This is a genomic window from Aureibacillus halotolerans (assembly GCF_004363045.1).
GTDB classification, from domain to species: domain Bacteria; phylum Bacillota; class Bacilli; order Bacillales; family DSM-28697; genus Aureibacillus; species Aureibacillus halotolerans.
The window spans coordinates 267601-288305 of record NZ_SNYJ01000002.1; the positions used below are offsets into that span (position 1 = coordinate 267601).

At 42.0% G+C, this 20705-nt stretch carries 22 protein-coding genes and 1 pseudogene; 13 read left to right on the forward strand and 10 right to left on the reverse strand.

Annotation, left to right across the window (positions count from 1 at the left end; translation table 11 throughout):
* The first annotated feature begins 4 nt into the window (after positions 1-4).
* The 10 genes and pseudogenes from EV213_RS03440 (at position 5) to EV213_RS03485 (ending at position 6577) form a co-directional block, all read left to right on the forward strand.
* Positions 5-676, forward strand: a complete 672-nt coding sequence (locus tag EV213_RS03440; protein ID WP_133579094.1) for a DUF4352 domain-containing protein — start codon at positions 5-7, stop codon at positions 674-676.
* A gap of 271 nt (positions 677-947) precedes the next feature.
* Positions 948-1430, forward strand: coding sequence for a hypothetical protein (locus tag EV213_RS03445; RefSeq protein ID WP_133579095.1), 483 nt, complete (start codon positions 948-950; stop codon positions 1428-1430).
* 371 nt (positions 1431-1801) lie between these two features.
* Positions 1802-1945, forward strand: a pseudogene (locus tag EV213_RS21280) (FHA domain-containing protein); the annotation flags it as partial.
* Positions 1942-2835 (forward strand): PP2C family protein-serine/threonine phosphatase, encoded by an 894-nt coding sequence (locus EV213_RS03455; RefSeq protein ID WP_133579097.1) that lies wholly within the window; start codon positions 1942-1944, stop codon positions 2833-2835. The pseudogene EV213_RS21280 and the gene EV213_RS03455, both read left to right, overlap by 4 nt.
* 6 nt (positions 2836-2841) lie before the next feature.
* Entirely contained in the window at positions 2842-3519 is a 678-nt protein-coding gene (locus EV213_RS03460; protein WP_133579098.1) for a DUF4352 domain-containing protein, read from the forward strand.
* Positions 3520-3653: 134 nt separating this feature from the next.
* On the forward strand, positions 3654-4322 hold the full coding sequence (locus tag EV213_RS03465; RefSeq protein ID WP_133579099.1) for a DUF4352 domain-containing protein: 669 nt from the start codon (positions 3654-3656) through the stop codon (positions 4320-4322).
* Positions 4323-4426: 104 nt separating this feature from the next.
* A complete protein-coding gene (locus EV213_RS03470; protein WP_133579100.1) occupies positions 4427-4672 on the forward strand; it encodes a hypothetical protein in 246 nt (81 codons plus the stop codon).
* A 54-nt stretch (positions 4673-4726) separates the two neighbouring features.
* Positions 4727-5095 carry a DUF4352 domain-containing protein gene (locus EV213_RS03475; RefSeq protein WP_133579101.1) on the forward strand — a complete coding sequence of 123 codons (369 nt, stop codon included), beginning with the start codon at positions 4727-4729 and terminating at the stop codon, positions 5093-5095.
* A gap of 86 nt (positions 5096-5181) precedes the next feature.
* A complete protein-coding gene (locus EV213_RS03480; RefSeq protein ID WP_133579102.1) occupies positions 5182-5865 on the forward strand; it encodes a DUF4352 domain-containing protein in 684 nt (227 codons plus the stop codon).
* Between the two features lie 55 nt (positions 5866-5920).
* Positions 5921-6577, forward strand: a complete 657-nt coding sequence (locus EV213_RS03485) for a DUF4352 domain-containing protein (RefSeq protein WP_133579103.1) — start codon at positions 5921-5923, stop codon at positions 6575-6577.
* A gap of 379 nt (positions 6578-6956) precedes the next feature.
* Here EV213_RS03485 and EV213_RS03490 read toward each other — a convergent pair whose 3' ends face one another.
* The 9 genes from EV213_RS03490 to EV213_RS03530 form a co-directional block, all read right to left on the reverse strand.
* Positions 6957-7139: an AbrB/MazE/SpoVT family DNA-binding domain-containing protein gene (locus EV213_RS03490; RefSeq protein ID WP_133579104.1), complete on the reverse strand. Its 183-nt coding sequence runs from the start codon at positions 7137-7139 to the stop codon at positions 6957-6959.
* Positions 7140-7646: 507 nt separating this feature from the next.
* Positions 7647-8108: a DUF4385 domain-containing protein gene (locus tag EV213_RS03495; protein ID WP_424923017.1), complete on the reverse strand. Its 462-nt coding sequence runs from the start codon at positions 8106-8108 to the stop codon at positions 7647-7649.
* A 122-nt stretch (positions 8109-8230) separates the two neighbouring features.
* On the reverse strand, positions 8231-10456 hold the full coding sequence (locus EV213_RS03500; RefSeq protein WP_133579106.1) for a serine/threonine protein kinase: 2226 nt from the start codon (positions 10454-10456) through the stop codon (positions 8231-8233).
* Between the two features lie 5 nt (positions 10457-10461).
* Complete coding sequence (locus EV213_RS03505; protein ID WP_133579107.1) at positions 10462-12330, reverse strand: hypothetical protein; 1869 nt, start codon at positions 12328-12330, stop codon at positions 10462-10464.
* A complete protein-coding gene (locus tag EV213_RS03510) occupies positions 12327-12965 on the reverse strand; it encodes a hypothetical protein (RefSeq protein WP_133579108.1) in 639 nt (212 codons plus the stop codon). Before EV213_RS03510 ends, EV213_RS03505 begins: the two co-directional genes overlap by 4 nt.
* A gap of 200 nt (positions 12966-13165) precedes the next feature.
* Positions 13166-13522, reverse strand: coding sequence for a YflT domain-containing protein (locus EV213_RS03515; protein WP_133579109.1), 357 nt, complete (start codon positions 13520-13522; stop codon positions 13166-13168).
* A 74-nt stretch (positions 13523-13596) separates the two neighbouring features.
* A complete protein-coding gene (locus EV213_RS03520; RefSeq protein WP_243739975.1) occupies positions 13597-14328 on the reverse strand; it encodes a glycerophosphodiester phosphodiesterase in 732 nt (243 codons plus the stop codon).
* A gap of 151 nt (positions 14329-14479) precedes the next feature.
* Entirely contained in the window at positions 14480-14923 is a 444-nt protein-coding gene (locus EV213_RS03525; protein WP_133579110.1) for a YkvA family protein, read from the reverse strand.
* Positions 14924-14949: 26 nt separating this feature from the next.
* Positions 14950-15093, reverse strand: coding sequence for an FbpB family small basic protein (locus EV213_RS03530; RefSeq protein ID WP_133579111.1), 144 nt, complete (start codon positions 15091-15093; stop codon positions 14950-14952).
* A 1538-nt stretch (positions 15094-16631) separates the two neighbouring features.
* Here EV213_RS03530 and EV213_RS03535 point away from each other — a divergent pair.
* The 3 genes from EV213_RS03535 (at position 16632) to EV213_RS03545 (ending at position 19251) form a co-directional block, all read left to right on the forward strand.
* Positions 16632-16913 carry a hypothetical protein gene (locus tag EV213_RS03535; protein ID WP_133579112.1) on the forward strand — a complete coding sequence of 94 codons (282 nt, stop codon included), beginning with the start codon at positions 16632-16634 and terminating at the stop codon, positions 16911-16913.
* Positions 16914-17113: 200 nt separating this feature from the next.
* Positions 17114-17830 (forward strand): response regulator transcription factor, encoded by a 717-nt coding sequence (locus tag EV213_RS03540; RefSeq protein WP_133579113.1) that lies wholly within the window; start codon positions 17114-17116, stop codon positions 17828-17830.
* Entirely contained in the window at positions 17818-19251 is a 1434-nt protein-coding gene (locus EV213_RS03545) for a sensor histidine kinase (protein ID WP_133579114.1), read from the forward strand. Before EV213_RS03540 ends, EV213_RS03545 begins: the two co-directional genes overlap by 13 nt.
* A gap of 82 nt (positions 19252-19333) precedes the next feature.
* Here EV213_RS03545 and EV213_RS03550 read toward each other — a convergent pair whose 3' ends face one another.
* A complete protein-coding gene (locus EV213_RS03550; protein WP_133579115.1) occupies positions 19334-20500 on the reverse strand; it encodes an aminotransferase A in 1167 nt (388 codons plus the stop codon).
* Positions 20501-20705 lie beyond the last annotated feature (205 nt).

The following is a 20705-nucleotide window of genomic DNA, read 5'->3' on the forward strand; positions in this document are numbered from 1 at the left end:
TCAAATGACAATCGCAAAACAAATCAATTGGAAAACAATCATGGCAGGAACAGCGTTATCAGCTATGCTCGTCCTATCGGCATGTAGTGGTGGAGGAGAAGAGGCTCCAGAGGAAGAGCCTACATCCGAACCAGGGACTACGGAAGATGCCTCTACCGAGGTGGATGATACAGATGAAGCAGGTACAGATGATAACGAGACGCCAGATTCAGACAGTGGAGACGCTGATGAAAGTTCTGATGAACTTTCATGGGGAGAAGGAGAAACGCAACTTGAGCTCGGAGAAACTGGTGAGATCCATTCGACCTTGGGTAAGTATGATATTACGGTTTCAAATGTTAGTTACCCAGAAACAGTAGATGGTGAGCCTATCGGCTATGAAGATGCCACTTATGTTCTAGTCGATGTTTCTATTAACAATAAAACAGAAAATGCATTGCCTGCTGAGGAAGTCTCTATTTCTGGAATAGGATCAAAGGATGATGCTGCATACAGTGAAAATAGAACTATTTATGAGGAAATCGAAAACTTCACAGGAGAAATTCCACCAGGTGAAACAATGGAGGGTGAGGTATTATTCAGATCGACAATGGAAGATGAATTTCAAATTCGATTTGGAAACAGTGCAGTCTCAAATGAGCTTTTTTGGAATTTCGAGGGACCTAACGCAGAATAACAACATTAACGCCTATTGACCTGTTAAAGGAAACTATGCTTTTACTTCGACTTGAATCATGGATCATTTTTATTTCCAGATTATGAATGACTCGTATTCCGACGTATTACTTTGAAAGGAAACAAAACAATCTCAATAAATAAAAGTGATAGGAGATGAACAATAGCTTCTGCCTTAATTCATTTCCTTTTACCTATTTAAGAATACGATAGCTCCATAATTTTTTCGTAAGTCCATAAAAGTAGGGAATTCAAAAATGTAGTGACATCTCATGACAATCACAAAACAGATTAACTGGAAAACATTTACGACAGGTGTGGCGTTATCCGCTATTTTGGTATTATCGGCATGTAGCGATGAGGGCAATAACGCACCAACCATCGATGGTGCAAATGATGATTCAACCCAGTCGGAGGATACGACAACTGATACCAATCAAGGTACAGATGAGCCAACAACGGACGATGCAAGCGAAGAAGAAACGGATACTGGAGACACAGATGATAACAGTAAAGGTGGCGCAAGAGACGTTTCTAAAGGTGAAGGGACGACAGAACTAGAAATTGGAGACACCGGTGAAGTACAATCCACTTTAGGTACATTTAACGTCACGGTTAGTGAGGACACTTTTCCAGAGACATTAGATGATATGGAACCAGAATATAGTGATGGTCTTTATGTCGTTGCAAGCGCAGCAATTGAAAATACCTCTGGCCAGCCATTAAATGCTGAAATATCACACTTTCCTAGGTAACTGACCTGGGAGGCGGCAGGACCACCACTGAGAAATTATACGACGTACAAGGAAGTTGAGCTTTTTGAAGGTGAAATTGCGCCAAGCGATACAATGAAAGGCGAATTTGCCTTTGAAACCGAGTACACAAGCACGAATTGGAAGCAATTCTTATTCCAACGTATTGCTTTGGAATGTGGAAGCACTAGAACAATGAGAGTAAAAAGGGCAGGAGACGAGCAATATCTCCTGCTTAATATAAAACGATGTTTGAAAGCCAATCATTTGAAATATAGTTGGTTATTTGGTTATAGGTGAATTTTTACATATCCTTTTTACATATGTAAGTGATTGTATGAAAAGACAAAAAACATAGAGTCGACGATGAATTTGGTGTGAAAGATTTAGGCTCACTAAATGGTACAACATTAAATGGGGAGAAGATGGTCCCTTATAAAGTGTACAGTCTCTCCAGCAAAGACGTCATCGGGTTCGCAAAAGTTCAATATACATTTGAACAGGATGCTTCCGCATGAGGAGCAGGCAATGGGATATCGGCGTCACCTCTGTAGAAGGGCCTCATAAGGACATTAATGAGGACAACGGGTTCGCAAAGACTTTTGCGAACAAGCGTGGTGACCCATATACAGTTGCCGTTGTTGCGGATGGCATGGGGGGCTATCGTGCGGGCGACGAGGCAAGTGAGCTCGTTGTCAAAGCAGTGAACCAATGGGCCGTTGAAGAAGCCCCAACGTTGTTGGGCTTGAGTCATCCCAACAGTCACATCAGTCGCAGTTTGGATCAAATGATGCAAAAACTTAATAACACCCTGTTAGAATGGAGCGCGAATGGCAAGAAAGCCGGAAGCACCGTCTCCATTTTGTTTCTTCATAGAGACCACTATGTCATTAGGCATATTGGCGATAGCCGCATTTACAGCTTGTCCGATGACGTCCAAGAGGCACGGGCGCATGAGTTTACAGATGATACAACGATGCCGTTACACACGCATGCTCCACAAGTAACGCTTGTGACGGAGGATCATTCTTGGGTGGCGAAGCAAATGAAGGAAGGTCGTCTCTCAAAAGAGGAAGCAAGGGTTCACCCAAAACGGAATGTTCTTCTCGCATGTCTTGGAATCGAATATGGCTGCCAAACGTATCATCGGGACGGAAAAATCGAGTCGGATCAACTGTTTCTCCTGTGCAGTGATGGTTTTTATACGCAGTTTCCAGAAAGCGAAATTGAAGAGCTTATGCGTTTCAGTCGTGTGTATGAAGATGTACAGGAAGCAAGCCGACGATTGGCTGTCCAGGCGGAACAACGAGACACGAAGGACAACGTAACAGTAGTGATCGTCAGACCAGCAAAAAAAGCACAAGAACGTTCATTTTGGAAAGCATTGTTCACAAAAACAAAGGAGTGACATCAAATGACAATCGCAAAACAAATCAATTGGAAAACAATTATGGCAGGAACCGCTTTATCAGCCATGCTCGTCCTATCGGCATGTAGTGGTGGAGGAGAAGACGCTCCAGAGGAAGAACCCGTGACTACAGAACCGGGAACAACGGAGGATGCAACAACTGAAGAAGAACCTGATGAAGCAACTTCGGATGACGAAAAAACTAATGAAGATACTATAGACTCAAGCAGTGATGAAAACACAGATGAGCTATCTAAAGGCGAAGGAGAACAAGAGTTAGAACTAGGTGAGACAGGAGAAATAGTTAGTTTTCTTGGCACATATGAGGTCACTATCGAAAATCCAATCTTTAAGCAAGATGTAGGCGGAGAAGACCTATCAAGTGAAGGGGGAACTTGGGTAATTGTAGATGCTACATTTAAAAATACATCTGATAAGCCATTAAACTCATACGATATTATTGACGGATCAATCTATAACGAGGAATCAGATGTTAGGATGGAAAATGTATACTACCAAGAGGAGTATCTGGTACCTGAAGAAGAGCTTGCACCAGGAGAAGAGATTGCCACAAAAATGATTTTTGCAACGACAAAATCAAGTGGTTACCAAGTCATTATAGGGAACGATACTTATTCAAATGTCTTAATGTGGAATATTGAAAGTCAAAACATGGCTGAATGACCAAGCTGTTTATTACTAGGGATGTCAAGATTATTTCAGAGGATGCAAGCTAATTCATTGGTTGGACAATCACCATGATGGTTAATCGGTGCTCAAAGATGAATACAAAAATACATACATAGGAGTGTTCTTAAATGACAATTACAAAACAGATCAATTGGAAAACAATTATGGCAGGATCCGCTTTATCAGCCATGCTCGTCCTATTGGCATGTAGTGGTGGAGAAGAGGTTCCAGAAGAAGAATCCACAACCGAAGCAGGAACAACAGAAGATGCCTCCACTGAAGTGAATGAAACCGATGAAGAAGATACGAATGATAACGAAGCGCCAGACTCAGACAGTGCAGAGAGTGATGAAAATTCAGATGAACTTTCATGGGGAAAAGGAGAAACAGAGCTTGAGCTCGGGGAGATTGGTGAAATCCAATCAACATTGGGGACATTTGAAGCTACGATAAGTGATGTTTCTTATCTTGATGTATTAGATGGTGAGAACGTAGGAGAAGGCGGTGTTTATGTACTTGCAAAAGTTTCTATCACAAACACGTCGGATGATGCACTGGATGCTGGAGAAGTATCAAGAGCAGAGATTAAGAATGTAGATAGCGATGTTTCTTTGCAGAATGTCACCTATTTTGAGGAAGTCAATAATTTCGAAGGTGACATAGCGCCTGGTGAAACAGTAGAAGGCGAGGTTTTTTCTATACAAGGCATAAGTAGTGAATTTAAGATTATCTTAGGGAATAGAGCGACTTCAAATCTACTCGTATGGACAGTCGATGGTCCAGAATCGTCTTCATAGACAATCATCATACAGTAGAGACGCTTTCATTCCACTGGAGATCGTGAGACTGCTTAGCGTGTTTCAATGTAAGAAATGGACCTTTGGAAGGTAGGAGAGATAGAATGACAATTTCAAAAATGAATTGGAAAAGTATAGCTGTAGGAACAACGCTTTTTGCCATCCTTGTCCTATCGGCATGTAGTGGTGGAGGGGAAGACAGTCCAGAAGAGGAGCCTGTAATGGACACTGGGACAACCGAAGATGCCTCCACTGAGGTGAATGAAACCGATGAAGAAGATATGAATGATAACGAAGCGCCAGACTCAGACAGCGCAGATGCAGAAAAAGGTTCAGATGACCTTTCGTGAGGTGAAGGAGAAACAGAGCTTGAGCTAGGGGAGACGGGCGAGGTTCAATCTACTATAGGTACGTACGCGCTCACTGTGAGTGAGATCACATTTCCCAAAACGTTAGATGGCGAGAAACCAGATGGTCAAGGGATATTTATTGTTGCAGTATTAGAAATTAAAAATATGTCTGATGAGCCAATAGATGCTGAGGAAGTGGCCGATGCATGGTTAATCAATGTAAAAGATGATATTCGTGTGGAAAACAGAAGCTACTATGAAGAAGTAAAGAACTTTGAAGGCAACATACAGCCGGGGGAATCTTTGCAAGGGGAACTTGCTTTTTATGAGCTTCCATCAGAACAATATCAAATTAAAATTGGACATAGCACGTATTCGAATGTATTGCTTTGGAATTTTATGGGTCCTAATAATGAGCAATAGTAAATTGGATATCTAAGCTATTAAGGTCCACATCAAAAATTTTTTTGTGCGACATACAGAAAAGCTAAAAAGGAGCGTTTAAATAAATGACAATCGTAAAACAAATCAACTGGAAAACAATCATGGCAGGGACCGCGTTATCAGCGATGCTTGTGCTATCGGCATGTAGTGGTGGAGGGGAAGAGACTACAGAAGAAGAGCTTTCAACGGACCCAGGTACAACGGAAGATGCCTCTACTGAGGTAGATGAAACGGCTGAAGGAAACGATGGAGATGAGGAAAGCACGGATGATGGCGATGTCTCTGAAAACTCTACTGATGAAGACGAGACAGGTCTTTCTGCACGAGGCGAAGGTGTTACAGAACTTAGTTTGGGAGAGACAGGGGAATTGGAAACAACATTAGGGACGTATAATGCATCTGTTACAAATGTAGAATTTGTTGAGACGATAGACGATAAAGAACCGGACGAAGGAGGACGCTTCTTAATTGCGGACGTCACTTTTGAAAATACGTCAGAGCAACCATTGGATTCATATGAGATCTCAAGAGCTTGGATCATTAATATGGATGATGAAAGTAACTTTGAAAGTCGAGATTATTATACAGAATTAGATAATTTCGAAGGCGAAATTCCACCTGGAGAAACAATGCAGGGTCAACTAGCATTCTTAACTACTGAAGGTGGTGAGAATTACCAGATACAAATCGGTCTTGAAGTATACTCAAATGAATTGTTATGGAATTTTACTACAGCAGAAGCAGAATAGGTGCTGCTAGAGTAAATGGAGGCATGTTAGTTCATAAACAAAGGAGTGGTATCAAATGCCAATCGCAAAACAGATCAATTGGAAAACAATAATGGCAGGCACGGCGTTATCAGTTATGCTCGTCCTATCGGCATGCAGTGGTGGCGGGGAAGAGTCTTTAGAAGAAGAACCTGTATCGGAACCTGCCTCCACTGATGTAGCTGAAACAGTTGAAGAGGGTACGAATGATGATGAAGCGTCAGAAGCTGTTACTGCGGAAGATGGATCAGAGGGATTGTCAAAAGGTGAGGGAGAAACACAACTTGAGTTAGGGGAGACTGGTGAAATCCATTCAACCTTGGGGAAATATGATGTTACGGTTTCAAATGTAAGTTATCCAGAAACAGTAGACGGAGAGCCAATCGGTTACGAAGATGCTACGTATGTTCTCGTCGACGTGTCTATCGAGAATAAAACGGATAAACCGTTACCTGCTGATGAAGTTTCTATTTCAGGAATAGGAGCAAAGGAGGATTCTGCATACAGCGAAAATAGGACTATTTATGAGGAAATCGATAATTTCACAGGCGAAATCCCCCCTGGTGAGACAATGGAAGGTGAAGTTTTATACAGATCGACAATGGAAGATGAATTTCAAATTCGCATTGGAAACAGTGCAGTTTCCAATGAACTTTTTTGGAACTTCACAGCAGAAGATACGCTAAAATTGTAGGGGATATTTGCATTAGTAACTCAACTCTCGCACGTAAGTAAAAGTGTGGATGTACTATGTTCCTAAGGGTACAATCCGAAAGTTAACTAACTGATTACAGACAATTAAACGTGCCTTCATTGACTAAGCAAAGTTCTTACAATTGAATGAATCGGTGATTTTCAGGTTATGTAACTGGTGTTGTCCGAGGAAATGTTAATGCACCACAGTATTGTAATTGCACCTTCCAATGTAATACAGCTTGACACGGAGCAGCCATGTGCGTGCTCAGAAAGCCTAGAAGCCAAGCATAAATGCTTGGCTCAACATGTTAGCACGCCCAACTCTCCGTGTAAAGTTGCAACGAAATATTGGCGTGAATAGATATACATGTATAAAATTATGCAAGGTTTGTTTTGCTTTCATGTTCAGGTGCTTTTGTTTTTTGAATGACGATAAGTAAGCCCATTTGTTTTATCTCTAAAAAATCCCCTTCTTTTATTCCAATCTCATCTCTGAGCTTTTTAGGAATGCTAAAGCGACCTAGTGAATCACACGAACGCAAATCATCTATGCTTTTCATAAGAACTTCCTTTCGGATGAATGATCTGAATAATTTAAATTTATTCTTTCTACCTTTTGTCTAAGCTTAGAGTACCCTAAACCTAAATATAGCTAACACATCTATCTTACCAGAAAAAAATGCATCCATGTTTTTTAGAAAGGCATTTCTGTATGAAGCACTCCTTCTTAAAATCTTTAATACTCGTCGCGAAGTGAAGTAATCCAATATATTCTATTTTCGATTTGACATTGATGGATGGTAAGGGAAGTCGGGCAATGGAACCTTAGCTGAGGAGTATGACATCTTTTTGATGGGGACACATGAGAATTCACCGACAGAAAACCTAAGTATGGAAATGGCAACACTTGGCTCTACGTCTGAGTTCCAACAACAGCTAAATGAACCAACGGACCTGATCACTAACGAAGCATGGTCAAGTCATTCGCAATCGATGGTATATTTTCACGCAAATTGTGGTGTAAAAAGCCTCATATGTAATAAGAATCAGCGCCGTAGATAAACCCTTCACTTATCTTCCTTCTCATAAAGCTCCCGGTGTCTTTTCTTCATTTCGACATACGTTTTATCCTTCTTTGCCTTTTCCCATGTCGCTTTGAAGATTGCCGCTGCTTCTGCCTTTTCATCGTCGTGATCGTACGGAAGCACAGATCCATCCTTCGCGTATTTCTTCCCGCCTCTATGGTTGGTGTATCGCCTGGCACGGGTATATCCCATTTGCAAAAACTTGCGCGCCATGTCCATCCCAACAAAATCGTTGTCTTGCTTGTAGGCGAGAAACATTTCATAAATGGCTTTTGACGATTGTTTCGCAATGTCAGGCGTTTTAAAGCGCCAATGAGGCAGTATTTCCTTTTTGTAAGGCTGAATCATTAAAACGCCTTGTTCTCCACGACCGACCGTATACAGTTCTGGCTGCTTTCGCAAATCAAGGTACTCATAATCTAATTCGTAGTCAAACTCTTTCAACGCTACCAGCTCCTTATCAAGAGGTGTGCCCTTCATAGTCTTTTCCCTTAGGGGATACCTGCAAACGGCAATCTATTACACAAAAGCCCTACCAGTATGAATGGCAGGGCAGTTCGTCATCGTTAAGATGAGACGGAATCGTTTTGCTGTGAGGCGGCTTGTTGGCGGACTCGTTTTAATCCATACATTATCGAGAAAAAGACAATAGAAACAATAAATGTAGCGAGACCAGACATCAATATGGGGACGCCGAAATTAAAGGAAGTATCACCAGCGTAACCATTGATTCCGGTCAGCCAAGCGCCAATCATTGCTGTTATCGTTAATGTGATGACGATCCGAACAATAAACCGTAAAGGCAATTGTCGCATTTGAAACAGAATGGACAAGAAAAGAAAAGCGAGAACGTAAGGCAACCAAGTTTGTTGGAAAAGGGCTTGCGTTTGACTGATCCAAGGACCAGAGGCTTCTGAATGGACGCCTCCTAGTATATGTGCCGAAAATGGTGCCTCAACGCCTAACCAGGAAACCATTCCGCTTCCTGTGACGTGAAGTGGCGCCCCAATGCCGTATAGAAGTGCTTGGAACAAAAAGTTTGGCCACATCAGGACGTACCAAAGATCTAAGCCTGCTCGTTCGAAAAGCTCCCCCCATGAGACGATGGTGCTTTGATAGAGATTAGTAGGGGACGTTAAGGAATACTGTACAAGTAACCCAACCGCCACAATACATAGACCTAAACCTAAGCGTTTACTGCTTCGCCCTAAGGCATAAACCCATAACGGCCAGTTAATATCCTTGTGCATTTTTAAGCCGAGCGCACCTGCTATGGCAAAGAGAAGGAAGCATTTCACAAGAAAGAGTAAGCCAGGGCTTGTAGCTGAAATATAAAGGACAATGTCGTCATCCCGATATTGCCATGAAGGATGGGATAACCAGACATAACCTGAGACAAGTATGCTATAGGTCACACTAGAGAGCAGCAAATAAGGCCATTTTTGCTGAAAAAATACGGGACCTTGTTTCCGCAAAGTGAGAAATGCTATGCGCATGATGACAAATAATATCAGACCATGGATAAAGAAAAGTGAAAGAACAGGTATGCCAAGCTGGAGTTCTTCTTTAAACGCATCGCTTTCCACATCGAACGTCATATTGCCGCCATGGAGTAGGGTCATGGCGTCCCAAAGTGAAAATTGCCAGGCTGCTGCAAGTTCTTTCATGAGCGCTTGCGTTTGCCCATCAAATTCTAGACTGTTCAGCATCGCAAGCATCCAGCTATTTCGTATTGTCGATGATGATAATAGTTGCACCATTCCAAAACAGGTTAGAAAAGCTACCATTGTAGAAAGGAGAGCAAATAGAATACTAGTCACATTCATGTTTTTTGTTAATTTTGCAGTCTTTTGAAATGCGCTTACATGTGAGCCTTCTAGTAGCGTCGTTTCCTGTTCGCCATAAAGAAGGTTGAGATCAGTTTGAACAGCGGTGGCACTATGATACCGTTCTTTAGGGTTCATTCTTACGAGTCGGTTGACGATACTGACAAACTCAGGTGACCCAAATCCGGTAAGGAGGTTTGTTTGACCAGTATTGGCGTAAACATATTTTCCGCCAGTTGCTAAGTAATACATCACTGCACCAAGTGAGAACAAGTCCGTACGTACATCAGATTGTTTGTCCTCGAATTGTTCAGGGGCAGCAAATCCTACTGTCCCAATTTGTACAGTGTCTTGATTTTGCCCTTCTTTATATTCTCTAGCAATGCCGAAGTCGATTAATTTTACAAGACCTTCTGGATTAATCATAATGTTTCCGGGTTTTAGATCTCGGTAGATGATTGGTTCTCCTGTAGCTGTATGAAGGTAGTGGAGCACATGACAAAGCTGGAGAGCAATTCGGACGATATCTTCTTCCTCCATTTTTCTATTCGCTGCTTCAAATCTTTCAAGCAATGACTGCCCCTCAATATACTCCATGATTAACCAAGCACGTTGTTTCTTTTCATCTGAAAAGAAGTCGACCATTTTAGGCAAGTTTTCATGGTCTAAACGCATAAGCATTTTTGCTTCATCTGCGAAGGATCTGTAATGGACCGGGTGGAGGGACGACTGCTTTACAGCATACAAGACCCCAGCTTGATTTACATCCTCCGTTAAATAAACCTTTCCCATGCCTCCTTGTCCGAGAGTCCGATGAATTACGTAACGCCCTTGAATAATATCACCAGGTTCTCCAAAGTGAACTTCATTCAACGTTTCTTCATCTTCATCTGTTAAGAGAACCGTATCATCGGCTGGTGGTGGTCCTGAGTTTGGTTTATTCTTCGATTTGTTCCTTTTTTTCATTTAAATCACTCCTCTTGCTCAACAGTTGTCTCTGAGACTTTGCTATTCGTAAACAGAATCTGTTGATATCCTTGGGCACCAGGCATTTGTTCAAGTGTGATATTAATGACACTTGAATTTGCTAATGAAAGCTCGAAAGGCCCGTATTGTACAATGTCATCAAGACTTATCTGTCGAACCACCTCGCCACCTACAGAAAACGTTATTAGGCTTGTGCCATACCCTTTTCCAGAAGTTGCTTCACTAACCGCAATTGAGCCCGAGAAGCTTCTTTGATTCGGAGAAGCAAAAATATCAAATGTTGGATTGTCGCCAGAAGGTCCGCTTGATACCGCAATAGCATTGAACCACTGTTCGCCATTGACATCGGAAAAAAATTGCCCTGTCGCTGCATTAATGGCGATCTCTTTCTGATAGGCGGTTCGTGACAGCCAAGGCTGATCAACTAATAGTTCTTCCACTAATGAGATGCTTCGCTGCTCCTGCAAGCTAAGTGTTGTGCTCATTTGATCAACTGTCCATTTAAATAAATTTGTGTGTTCGGATAACGTTTGATCGAATGTAAATTGAACAGAGAAAGGGCCACTTTCTCCAGCAGCTAAATCAATGTTAAGCTGTCCTTTAGCCGTCAGTTCAGTGCCGGGAAGTTTGGCATAGACGGTTTTTGATGTTTGCAAATCTTGGTTAGCTTGGACAGTACCTGATATAGTTAAAACTTCATCGCTTGCTTTGAATGAAGAAAATGACAACTCATATTCTGAGTTAATAAGTCTACCGTTAAGCGGTGTTGTATCTTGTGACAACCGCTTCACAGCTGGTGCCATTGTTTTAGGTGTAACTGGATTTACAACGACTTCTCTTAAAGGCTGCTCATTGTTTGCCCACGAAAAAGATACTTGCTCAAGGGTGTTTTCTGGTGATGGAAACGCTGCTGTAGCTAAAGCGTTGTCTTGTTCTAATTGGTAAACAGACCAGTTTCCTGATTGAATCGTTTTTCCGTTTGTAAGTGTAGCTCTTGCCGTTATAGGAAGCTTATCCATCCAGCGCGCAATCGGTCCTTCGATACGAAAGAATAACTTCCGAGTATCTTCATGAACACCATCTCCGAGAAATGTGATCGTTCCTTGCTCCATATTTTCAAAAATAATTTGCTCGCGTTGAAACATTTGCCCTGGTTGAAGTAAATAGGACGCTTTGTATTGGACAAAGGCGATCCATTGCGCTTCATAAATTTCGCCTGTGACTCTTGGTAGTTGTTTCTCAATATCTTGCAAGCTTTTCAAAGCAGAATGTGCACCGGCGGTATCTTCTTTTGAAATCGCTGCGGATATCTGATTGGTTAAGGGTTGAATTAAGGTGTTCCGAACATATTGATCTGCCTCTTTTCGAATCGCTGCGACATCATCTTCTAGTGGGAGGGATGGCATGAACTGGACATCTTCTTCGAATTGATTAAGCTCTTTATAATACGCTGACACTTCCGTAATATCAGGTTCGAACGCCGAAGTCTGCCATTGATCAACCGTTCCTTTTAACGAGGTAATTGTTTGATTAAGCTCTAATAAGGAAGCAAGCTGTTCTGGGCTAAGGTTTGTCCTTTCCTCATTTGAAAATTGATTCAACAAAAGGCTGGCTTGTTCTTGACGAGTTTTTATAAGATTCATTCGTCCATCATAATAAGACAATTCGTCTTCTGAGTAGGTTAACATTTGGTCGTAGAGACTTTTTGCTTTTTCGAACTCCATCCCTGTAATCGCTTCTTCGGCCTGTTCTAATAAACTTTGAAAATTAGCGTCTTGAGGTTTTGATGCTAATTCTTGACTACAAGCACCTAAAATCAATAGTAAAAAGAAGGTGTATAGGTATTTTGTCATTTTGCCACCTTCCTTTTTTGCCACAACCTGTTCGTTAGTGTGATGAAAATGACCAAAAAGAGCATGACGGCAAATGCTGCCCACATTGGAGAGAAGGGCACGCCATTGGTTTTTGGTTCGTAGATCAGTACGGTAGATTGTTCCCCAAGTGCGACAGTAGATTCATCAATCTTTTCTCCACCAATCACAGATTTTACAATCCCTTCAACGGAGACGGTCTCGGGTAAAATTTGCAAATTATCAAACGTAATAACTGGCCAATTCTCGTTAAGATCATGTTTTGCGTTTTCCCGTAGCTCAGCAGCTTCAGACGGATAAACGCTAGAAAAATCCGAAAAAGGAAGCAAGTAATTTTCTGAAGATAATTGACTAAAAGAATCAAACAATAGGATAGCTTCTAGAGAATCTGCTGTTTCTATAATTCGTCCCAATTCTAATGTGGAGCCACCGGAATCTTCATTCATCTTGTCAATGTTTTGATTTAATTGGGTTTCGATCGTCTCTTTATTAGCTTCCTCTGTAGAATAAGGTAAAATGAACTTCCCATTCCCATTCGTCTCAACAAAACTCGCAGACGATTGGCACCCAACCAAAAGACTAGTAAGCAATAAAATAATACAAATTGGTCCTTTCATAGTACGCCTCCATAGATAAAATCCTACGTTATTATAGCAAACATTCCATAATTTAGATTGTATCTATATGTAATTTATAAAGTTTAGTTCAAAGGTCCTATTTAAAGAAAAGAATATTGCTTATTCAACATTAAAAACCATGAGGTCGACGTGTTAAATGTCGTCACCCATGGTTTTCTCAATTCAATAAGTTTTGTAATTCAGCTCGTCGCCCAATGAGCGGCTTTCTCGCTGTCTGTGACAAATACGAAGAGGGAGCCGTGATCCATTTTTTCTTCGTACATCTCTGCTTCTTGAGCGGAAAGGCCAATCTCTTTCATTTTTGATCGAAGTTCGTCACCTTTTTTACGGAAGATATTTCCTGTATATTCAGTTAAACCTTGTTCTCTTAATCCGATCGTATTGGCGTCTGCTTTTTCAGCGACACGTTCAGTCCGGTCATCGTCATGAGTTAAGATAAACACGTCCCGTGCTTCCACGCCTCGACTTTGCAGTTCTTTTACATCTTCAACTAATTTGACGTCATCCGTGTATTCGCGAACATATGGTTTTGTCATGAGAATAACCTCCTGTGTATTTGGTGTACACAATAGGTATTCACGAGAAATCGCATGTTTAAACATCTTAAGATTTACTTTTTGAGAAGGGCATTCATACGTTCTGGAAAGTTTGTGATAATGCCTGAAACGCCTGCATCAATCCACGACTGAAGGTCTTTTTCTGCGTTTACAGTCCAAGGATACACGTGCAATCCGGTCTTTTCCGCTGCTGCTGCCGCGGCAGCAGAGATCCCTATGAACATCGGATGAAGTGAATAAATGTCGGCATCAATTGTTTGAACCAGCCGGTCGTGATGGACAGCGTTCATCGCATACAGGAGGCCAAGGCGAACGTCAGGATTTAAAGAAGCTAAGGCTTGCAAGCTATTGTGATCAAAGGAGGAGACTACAGTTGAATCGATGCGCTTGTATTGTTGCAACACGTCAAGCACCTTCTGTTCAATGCCGTTGTAATAGCAAGGAATGTTTTTAATTTCAACATTGATCATGATCGTGGAAGGAATGGCTTCAAATACTTCTTGGAGTGTCGGAATTTTCTCTTCTTTGAAATCGTCAGAAAACCAGCTTCCTGCATCAAGCTGCTGAAGTTCATTAATCGTCATTTCTCCGACCAGTCCGGAGCCATTTGATGTTCGGTCGACCGTATCATCGTGAATGACGGCAAGTTCACCATCCTTCGTTAAGTGAATATCCAATTCAATGGCTGTTGCCCCAAGCTCAATGGCTCTATTAAATGCGGCCATCGTATTTTCTGGTGCGGTTCCAGATGCCCCTCTATGAGCAATGATTAATGGTTGTGCCAACGCGAATTCCTCCCTTTTATGAATATACAGCAAGTGTAGCAAAAGAAGAGGGGACGTAGGAAAATTTCATTCAAGTTGTTTGTAAAGTTTTGTGAAGCCGCAATGTAGTCGTCATCTAAACAGTTTCCAAAAAAAATAAAAACGACCACGTTTAGCGGTCGTTTTCAGGAAGATCATCGTGTGAAGTTTTCATTGGTGCTGTCTGAGAATGGTCCTGGCTATCTTTCCAAGCTTCGAATTTTTTTAGATCATTATTGAAAGTTCGACCAACGAAGAGCAACACCGTGGCGTCATCCAATAACCCAAAAGGCAAAAGAAAGTCTGGAATGATGTCAAGTGGAAAAGCAAAGTAGAGTAACCCTGCGATCAGGGCGATCATTGATTTTACGGGCACATTTGTATATTCACGACGCACATATGCCATGATGAGATCGGAGCCTAAACGTAGCTTATGTGTCATCGCAGGCAGGAATGCTGGCTGCCCTTTTAAGTTTTGCTTTTCTCTTACGACTTGAACAAGGGAAACCATCGTTTCTTTATGTCGAAAAATGCTCTTTGCCATGGAAAATAGGCGAAAAATGTTCAACACTCTCATTTAGAAACCCCTCCATTCGAGTTATCTTAATAGCGGGTTTTGTGATCTGTCTTTACGGCCTTGTCGTCTAGTCTTTTTTCAAGTCTCTCCATTTCTTCCTTATCAGAGAGCAAAGACTGTTTATTTTCTGACACTAATTCTTTAAACGACATATTTTTTCTTTTTCTCAACGAAATCGCCATCCTTTTTGTCATTTATTGCGGAAAATCGTCTGTTATTGAAATCAATTAATTTTAATAAAGAAATTTTCAAACTTATTATATCATTAACTATAGATCAAAAGTAACATTGATAGCAAATTTAACAAAACTGTCACGTTTGCTAAGAAGAAGGTCATTCTTAGAGAAATAGCAGCGTTTGCAAAGGTTAACAAACATTCGCTTACTTTATCCGATGTAAAAGGATCGTAAAGAAAATCCGGCGCCTTGAAAACGGTTGCCTGTCTTCATATTTGTGATTTCTTTGTTTACATAGTTGCCTCCTCTATTTTAACGCACCACCCTTTGGTATCATTATTAGAAACAACATTGAATTCTTAAATACAATTTCAGTGTTGTTTCTATACTAAGTTACTCTCCTACGATTCCTTATTTGGTAACGACGTAAACGAGGGATTTCAAAAAGCATGTTAAACGATAGCTGTGTTTCTACTATATAAGACGACTTTCGCAGTGCAAAAAACACCTTCAATGTTGGCAGTGCTTGAGTAGTAAGGTGAGATAGATCGATTGACTTCAAAGAAAACACGATGAGGTCTTTTCGAGTCGATGTTGCAATCACGATCGCTTCGTCAAAATACTTCGCATTCCGCGGGCACGGCTTCAGCTTCCTCGGAAAGCAAAAGCGGCTTTCCTGCGGGATCTTCAGCTCGCGCTGTTCCCGCAGGAGTCTGCGTATTTTGACTACGCTGATGTTTGTTTCTGCATAATTTTTTTATTTGTCCGGGTCTCGTATAACGAGTAAGAAATTGTGTTATGGCGTGTTGTTTACTAAACAAGATAAGTAAGTGCATCTTTTCAGCAAAGTTATATCACCTAGTGCAATGTGATACAGCAGTGGACAAATGCTTAGATAACTTGCGCAGAGCAAAAATCATCTACAACACTGGCTGAGCTTGAGTCGACGCGAAGTGATATAGATCAATTGACCGAATGATGCCGGTGCTCACAATTCTGTATTTCTGAAAGGTCGTCTTTCAGTAATGAAACTGACATCTACCCCTTAATCACTAAAAGAGTCTTTTTTGAAAGTAATTAAATCATAAATGCGGATCATTAAAAGCAGCCACTAGCGAGACTCCAGCGGGAAAGCGAGCTAAGCGAGACCCCACAGAGCGCGCACGCGATCGAGGAGGCTCGCAGTTCGCCCGCGGAAAGCGAGCGTATGGCAGCTTGCATAGAAAGCGACCCTACTATTGAATTTCAGATTTACTCAGCTATATTTAAGCGTGGCTGCAAAATGTAAGGTGCGAAAGTTGAGTATATAAGGTGTTGAAACATAATAAAGATGTCAATCTTTACGGGTTCACTCATCGAAAATGCTGCTTTGTTGCGGAAGAGAAGTGGTGGACATAAAAAGGACATATTTATTTCATAAAAAGATCTTGTTTAGAAAATAGTTTGGCTATCTTTAAGGGTTATAGTATAAATGTGCTTAACAAACAGCACACGAACATAACTTTTGGTTGAATTTAAGGAGGACGTTTCATTTGAATAAGAAAATCGTATTTTCATCAGCTGTACTTGCATTTGGACTATTAGCAGGATGCTCATCCGGTGGAGAAGAGCCAGCAGGCGGCACTGACACTGAAGTACCAGCTGGAACAGATGAAACAACAGGTACTGACGACGCAGCAACAGATGAAACAACTGGTACAGATGACGCAGCGACTGACGATGCGACAGATGATGCAGCAACAGATGACGCTTCTGATGATGCAGCAACAGAAGGTGCAGACGAAGCTACAGATTCTGATTCCTCTGGATCGTAACAACCGGAAACGATTGACAGACGTCAATTACGCTTAATCAAGATTTTCTCCCTCCCCCTGAACGAATATATTATAGGACTAGCCTTATGGCTGGTCTTTTTTTTGCATGTTTGTCCTTACACGAAGAGCTGTGATGGATTTATGATACAATCAGTCAAAAGAATGAAGTCGATTTTAAAAGGTTGAAGGAGGACTTTGGATTGAGCGCATTTAAAGTACTGGTGGCAGATGACGATCCAAATGTAGTGGAAATCATCCGTCTTTATTTTGATACACAAAATATTTCGCTTGTGACTGCAGAGAACGGTGCAGTTGCGCTTGAGATGGTAGAAACTCAACAGCCTGATGTCATTTTGTTGGATGTTATGATGCCAGTGATGGATGGCTATGATGCATGCCGAGAAATTCGTAAAAAACATGATACACCCATTATCATGTTAACCGCAAAAAATGAAGAGTTCGATCGTGTTTTAGGCCTTGAACTTGGTGCTGATGATTATGTCACAAAGCCTTTCTCACCACGAGAACTTGTTGCACGGATCAAAGCGATCTTTCGACGGATGCAGCCAAGGCAAGTGGACAAGGCCGCAGAAGAGGTGATGCAGGAAATCCGTTTCCCGCAGCTCTCGATTTTTTTACATCGGCGAGAAGTCATTGCAGGTGGAGAGAAAATCACACTTCGTCCGAAGGAATTTGATCTGTTGACGTATTTAGCGAAATCACCTGGAAGTGTGTATACGCGTGAGCAGCTTTTAGAGCATGTGTGGGGCTATGATTTTCTTGGAGATATTCGCACAGTAGATGTTCATGTGAAAAAGCTTCGTCAAAAATTACGTGTTCCACTCAAGGCAGATTGCATTCATACAGTGTGGGGCGTCGGCTACAAATTTGAGGTGGAGAACGAATGGGGCACTTAAACAAAAACCTTTTCCGCCGACTGTTGTTTGGGTATTTAATCGTCGTGCTTGCTGGATTAGGGGCTGTCGGTCTGTTTATGTCGTATACGATGAAAGACTATATGTACGATATGACGAAGGATGGCATGATGCGCAAAGCGAATAAGGTGAATTTGTCTATCCAAGATCTAAATCCTGGGGAAGCGATGAATAGTCGATTGGCTATGCTAGATGGCTCATTTGATACGAGAGTTTGGGTGTTTGGCAAAAATGGTGAGATCATCGCTACTTCAACGCCAAACGAGGTGTCGGTAGGCAAGTCTGTCAACCATAATATCGTAAGAGACGTCATGCAAGGACGTACACCGCCTGTGCAAGAGCTTGCGTTTGATGGATTGAATGAGCCCATGCTTTCTGTTGTAGTACCGTGGGGGCAGGGGGATTCGATCTATGGGGGGATTGTCCTTCATTCACCGGTGAATGGGCTGAATCAGACGATTGGGCATATTCGTGAGACGATTCTTTGGGCAGTGCTCATTGGTCTTGTCATTTCCACAGCGATGGTTAGCTATTTGTCATGGTCGATTTCAAGACCACTTCGTGAGATCGAACGTGTCGCAAATAAGATAGGCATTGGGGATTTTAGTGAAAAGATTGAAGTGCATTCTTCGGATGAAATTGGCGAGCTGGCTACGACAATCAATCAAATTTCGTCGCGTCTCGAAATGACTGAGGCAGAACGGAAGCGATTGGATCAAATTCGGTCGGATTTCCTTGCCAATGCGTCACATGAGTTGCGTACTCCTCTCACCGCCCTGCAAGGGTTTTTAGAGGCACTCCAGGACGGCTTGATTTCGGAAGAGGGGCGTACAAAATACTATGATGTCATGTATCACGAAACGCTTCATATGACGCGACTAGTTGATGATCTTATGGACCTCGTCAAGCTGGAAAATGACGATATTGCCTTCTCTATGCATGAAGTTCAGCTTGAGGCGTTGTTAAAACGACTTGCCTTTTCATTTGACAATGCCTTAAAAGAACGAGGCAATACGATTCAGTTAGAGATTGAGGCCAATTTACCACGAATCGAAGCGGATCAGGATCGACTTGAACAAATGCTCAATAACCTCATAAAAAACGCGAATAAATTTACGGAAGATGGAGCGATTACGGTGACTGCAAGTACTCGTGATCAGGACATGGTAATTGAAGTGAAGGACACTGGAGTTGGCATTTCGGATAAAGACAAGCCCCTCGTTTGGGAACGGTTTTTTAAAGTTGATCGTGGTCGTGAAAGACGTAATTTAGGCACAGGTTTAGGTTTATCGATTGTACGTGAGATTGTCCTGCGACACCATGGACAAATTGAACTACAAAGCGAAGAGTCTATTGGCACTGTGTTTACGATTACGCTTCCTCTAACGCAACAAGCGTCATAAAACGTGCTTGTTGCTCAAATTGAAAAGAGTTTAAAAGGGTGCCCTATGTCAGCGTTGCGACGATGGGGCACCCCTTAGCACGTTACCTATCTAAAGAGGCAAAATGTGTGACAAACGCTTCAAGTCGATCCAGCCCTGAGGCTAATGCTTCCATACTATAGGCAAAAGAAAGCCTTACGTACCCTTCACCATAGGTGGAAAACGCGTCTCCAGGAATGAGTGCAAGATTTTCTTTCTCAAGAAGCTGTAAGGCAAAATCTTCGCTTTTCAATCCGAATTTTTGAATGCCAACGAACACATAAAATCCACCTTCAGGTTGCACAAAATCGAGATCCATGGCGGTTAATCGCTGACAAACATAATCCGCTCGTTGTTGATAAACGCTTCTCATCTGGTCAGGTGCTCCGGCAGCTTCTGTCAGTGCCGCCAATGCAGCATGTTGGCTAATTGAAGAAGCGCAGGCGACATTGTATTGATGCACTTTAAGCATTTGCTTCGCCAACGGTTCAGGTGCGAGCAAAAAACCAATGCGCCAGCCAGTCATTGAATGGCTCTTTGAAACTCCTTGTACGACAATCGTTTTTTCTTTCATTCGCGGTTCACTTGCGATCGATACATGATTGTTTTGAAAACAAAGGGCGGCGTAGATTTCGTCTGCGAGCACGAACACATTTTTATCGTGAAGGAAGGCAGCGATCTTTTCGACATCGTCCTTCGACAAAATACGACCTGTAGGATTCGAAGGGTACGGCAAGATAACGGCTTTTGTTGTCTCTGTAAAATGAGCTTCTAATTGGTCGACCGTAAGTAAGAAGTCGCTGTCTCGTGTATCGATAAATACGGGTGTTGCCCCACATAAACGAATAATCGGTTCATAGCCAGGGTAGACAGGGGCTGGCAAGATCACCTCATCGCCAGGCTGTAGAATTGTTCTAAGGGCGACATCAATCGCTTGGCTGGCCCCTGTTGTCACAATGATCTCTGTGTTTTGGTCGTAACAAAGTCCATAAGATTGCATCGTCTCACTCACGGCTTTTCGCAATGACAACATACCAGCATTTGCTGTGTATGTTGTTTGGTTTTCTTCGATCGCCTTTACAGCCGCGGCTTTGGCAGCGTCAGGTGTGGGGAAATCAGGCTGACCGAGCGTCAGCTGTACTGCGTCAGGAAACCCTGCGACTAAGTTGAAAAACCTTCGTATGCCAGATATTTGTATTTCACGAACTGCTTCATTTAAGTCATTAAGCATAGGGATCCCCTTTATAAGTGACGTCATGAATAACCGCCAATAATTTATATGGATTTAACTCTAACAGAATTCATTTAATCTGTTAAGGTTGCAAAGAGCTTAGTTGGCGTTCTTGCAGGGTGCAGGGCACTTTGCTACACTGTTCTTAACGTTGTTAAAAAGCGTCCTCTAATGACGAATGATGCTTATGTGAAGGAGCGAGAAA

Coding starts and splice junctions, on each gene's coding strand:
- EV213_RS03545 (WP_133579114.1), top strand. CDS start 17,818: ATGGGGCACTTAAACAAAAACCTTTTCCGCCGACTGTTGTTTGGGTAT.
- EV213_RS03550 (WP_133579115.1), bottom strand. CDS start 20,500: ATGCTTAATGACTTAAATGAAGCAGTTCGTGAAATACAAATATCTGGC.
- EV213_RS03515 (WP_133579109.1), bottom strand. CDS start 13,522: ATGACAAAACCATATGTTCGCGAATACACGGATGACGTCAAATTAGTT.
- EV213_RS03470 (WP_133579100.1), top strand. CDS start 4,427: ATGACAATTTCAAAAATGAATTGGAAAAGTATAGCTGTAGGAACAACG.
- EV213_RS03440 (WP_133579094.1), top strand. CDS start 5: ATGACAATCGCAAAACAAATCAATTGGAAAACAATCATGGCAGGAACA.
- EV213_RS03465 (WP_133579099.1), top strand. CDS start 3,654: ATGACAATTACAAAACAGATCAATTGGAAAACAATTATGGCAGGATCC.
- EV213_RS03455 (WP_133579097.1), top strand. CDS start 1,942: ATGAGGAGCAGGCAATGGGATATCGGCGTCACCTCTGTAGAAGGGCCT.
- EV213_RS03510 (WP_133579108.1), bottom strand. CDS start 12,965: ATGAAAGGACCAATTTGTATTATTTTATTGCTTACTAGTCTTTTGGTT.
- EV213_RS03485 (WP_133579103.1), top strand. CDS start 5,921: ATGCCAATCGCAAAACAGATCAATTGGAAAACAATAATGGCAGGCACG.
- EV213_RS03525 (WP_133579110.1), bottom strand. CDS start 14,923: ATGAGAGTGTTGAACATTTTTCGCCTATTTTCCATGGCAAAGAGCATT.
- EV213_RS03500 (WP_133579106.1), bottom strand. CDS start 10,456: ATGAAAAAAAGGAACAAATCGAAGAATAAACCAAACTCAGGACCACCA.
- EV213_RS03480 (WP_133579102.1), top strand. CDS start 5,182: ATGACAATCGTAAAACAAATCAACTGGAAAACAATCATGGCAGGGACC.
- EV213_RS03505 (WP_133579107.1), bottom strand. CDS start 12,330: ATGACAAAATACCTATACACCTTCTTTTTACTATTGATTTTAGGTGCT.
- EV213_RS03460 (WP_133579098.1), top strand. CDS start 2,842: ATGACAATCGCAAAACAAATCAATTGGAAAACAATTATGGCAGGAACC.
- EV213_RS03490 (WP_133579104.1), bottom strand. CDS start 7,139: ATGAAAAGCATAGATGATTTGCGTTCGTGTGATTCACTAGGTCGCTTT.
- EV213_RS03445 (WP_133579095.1), top strand. CDS start 948: ATGACAATCACAAAACAGATTAACTGGAAAACATTTACGACAGGTGTG.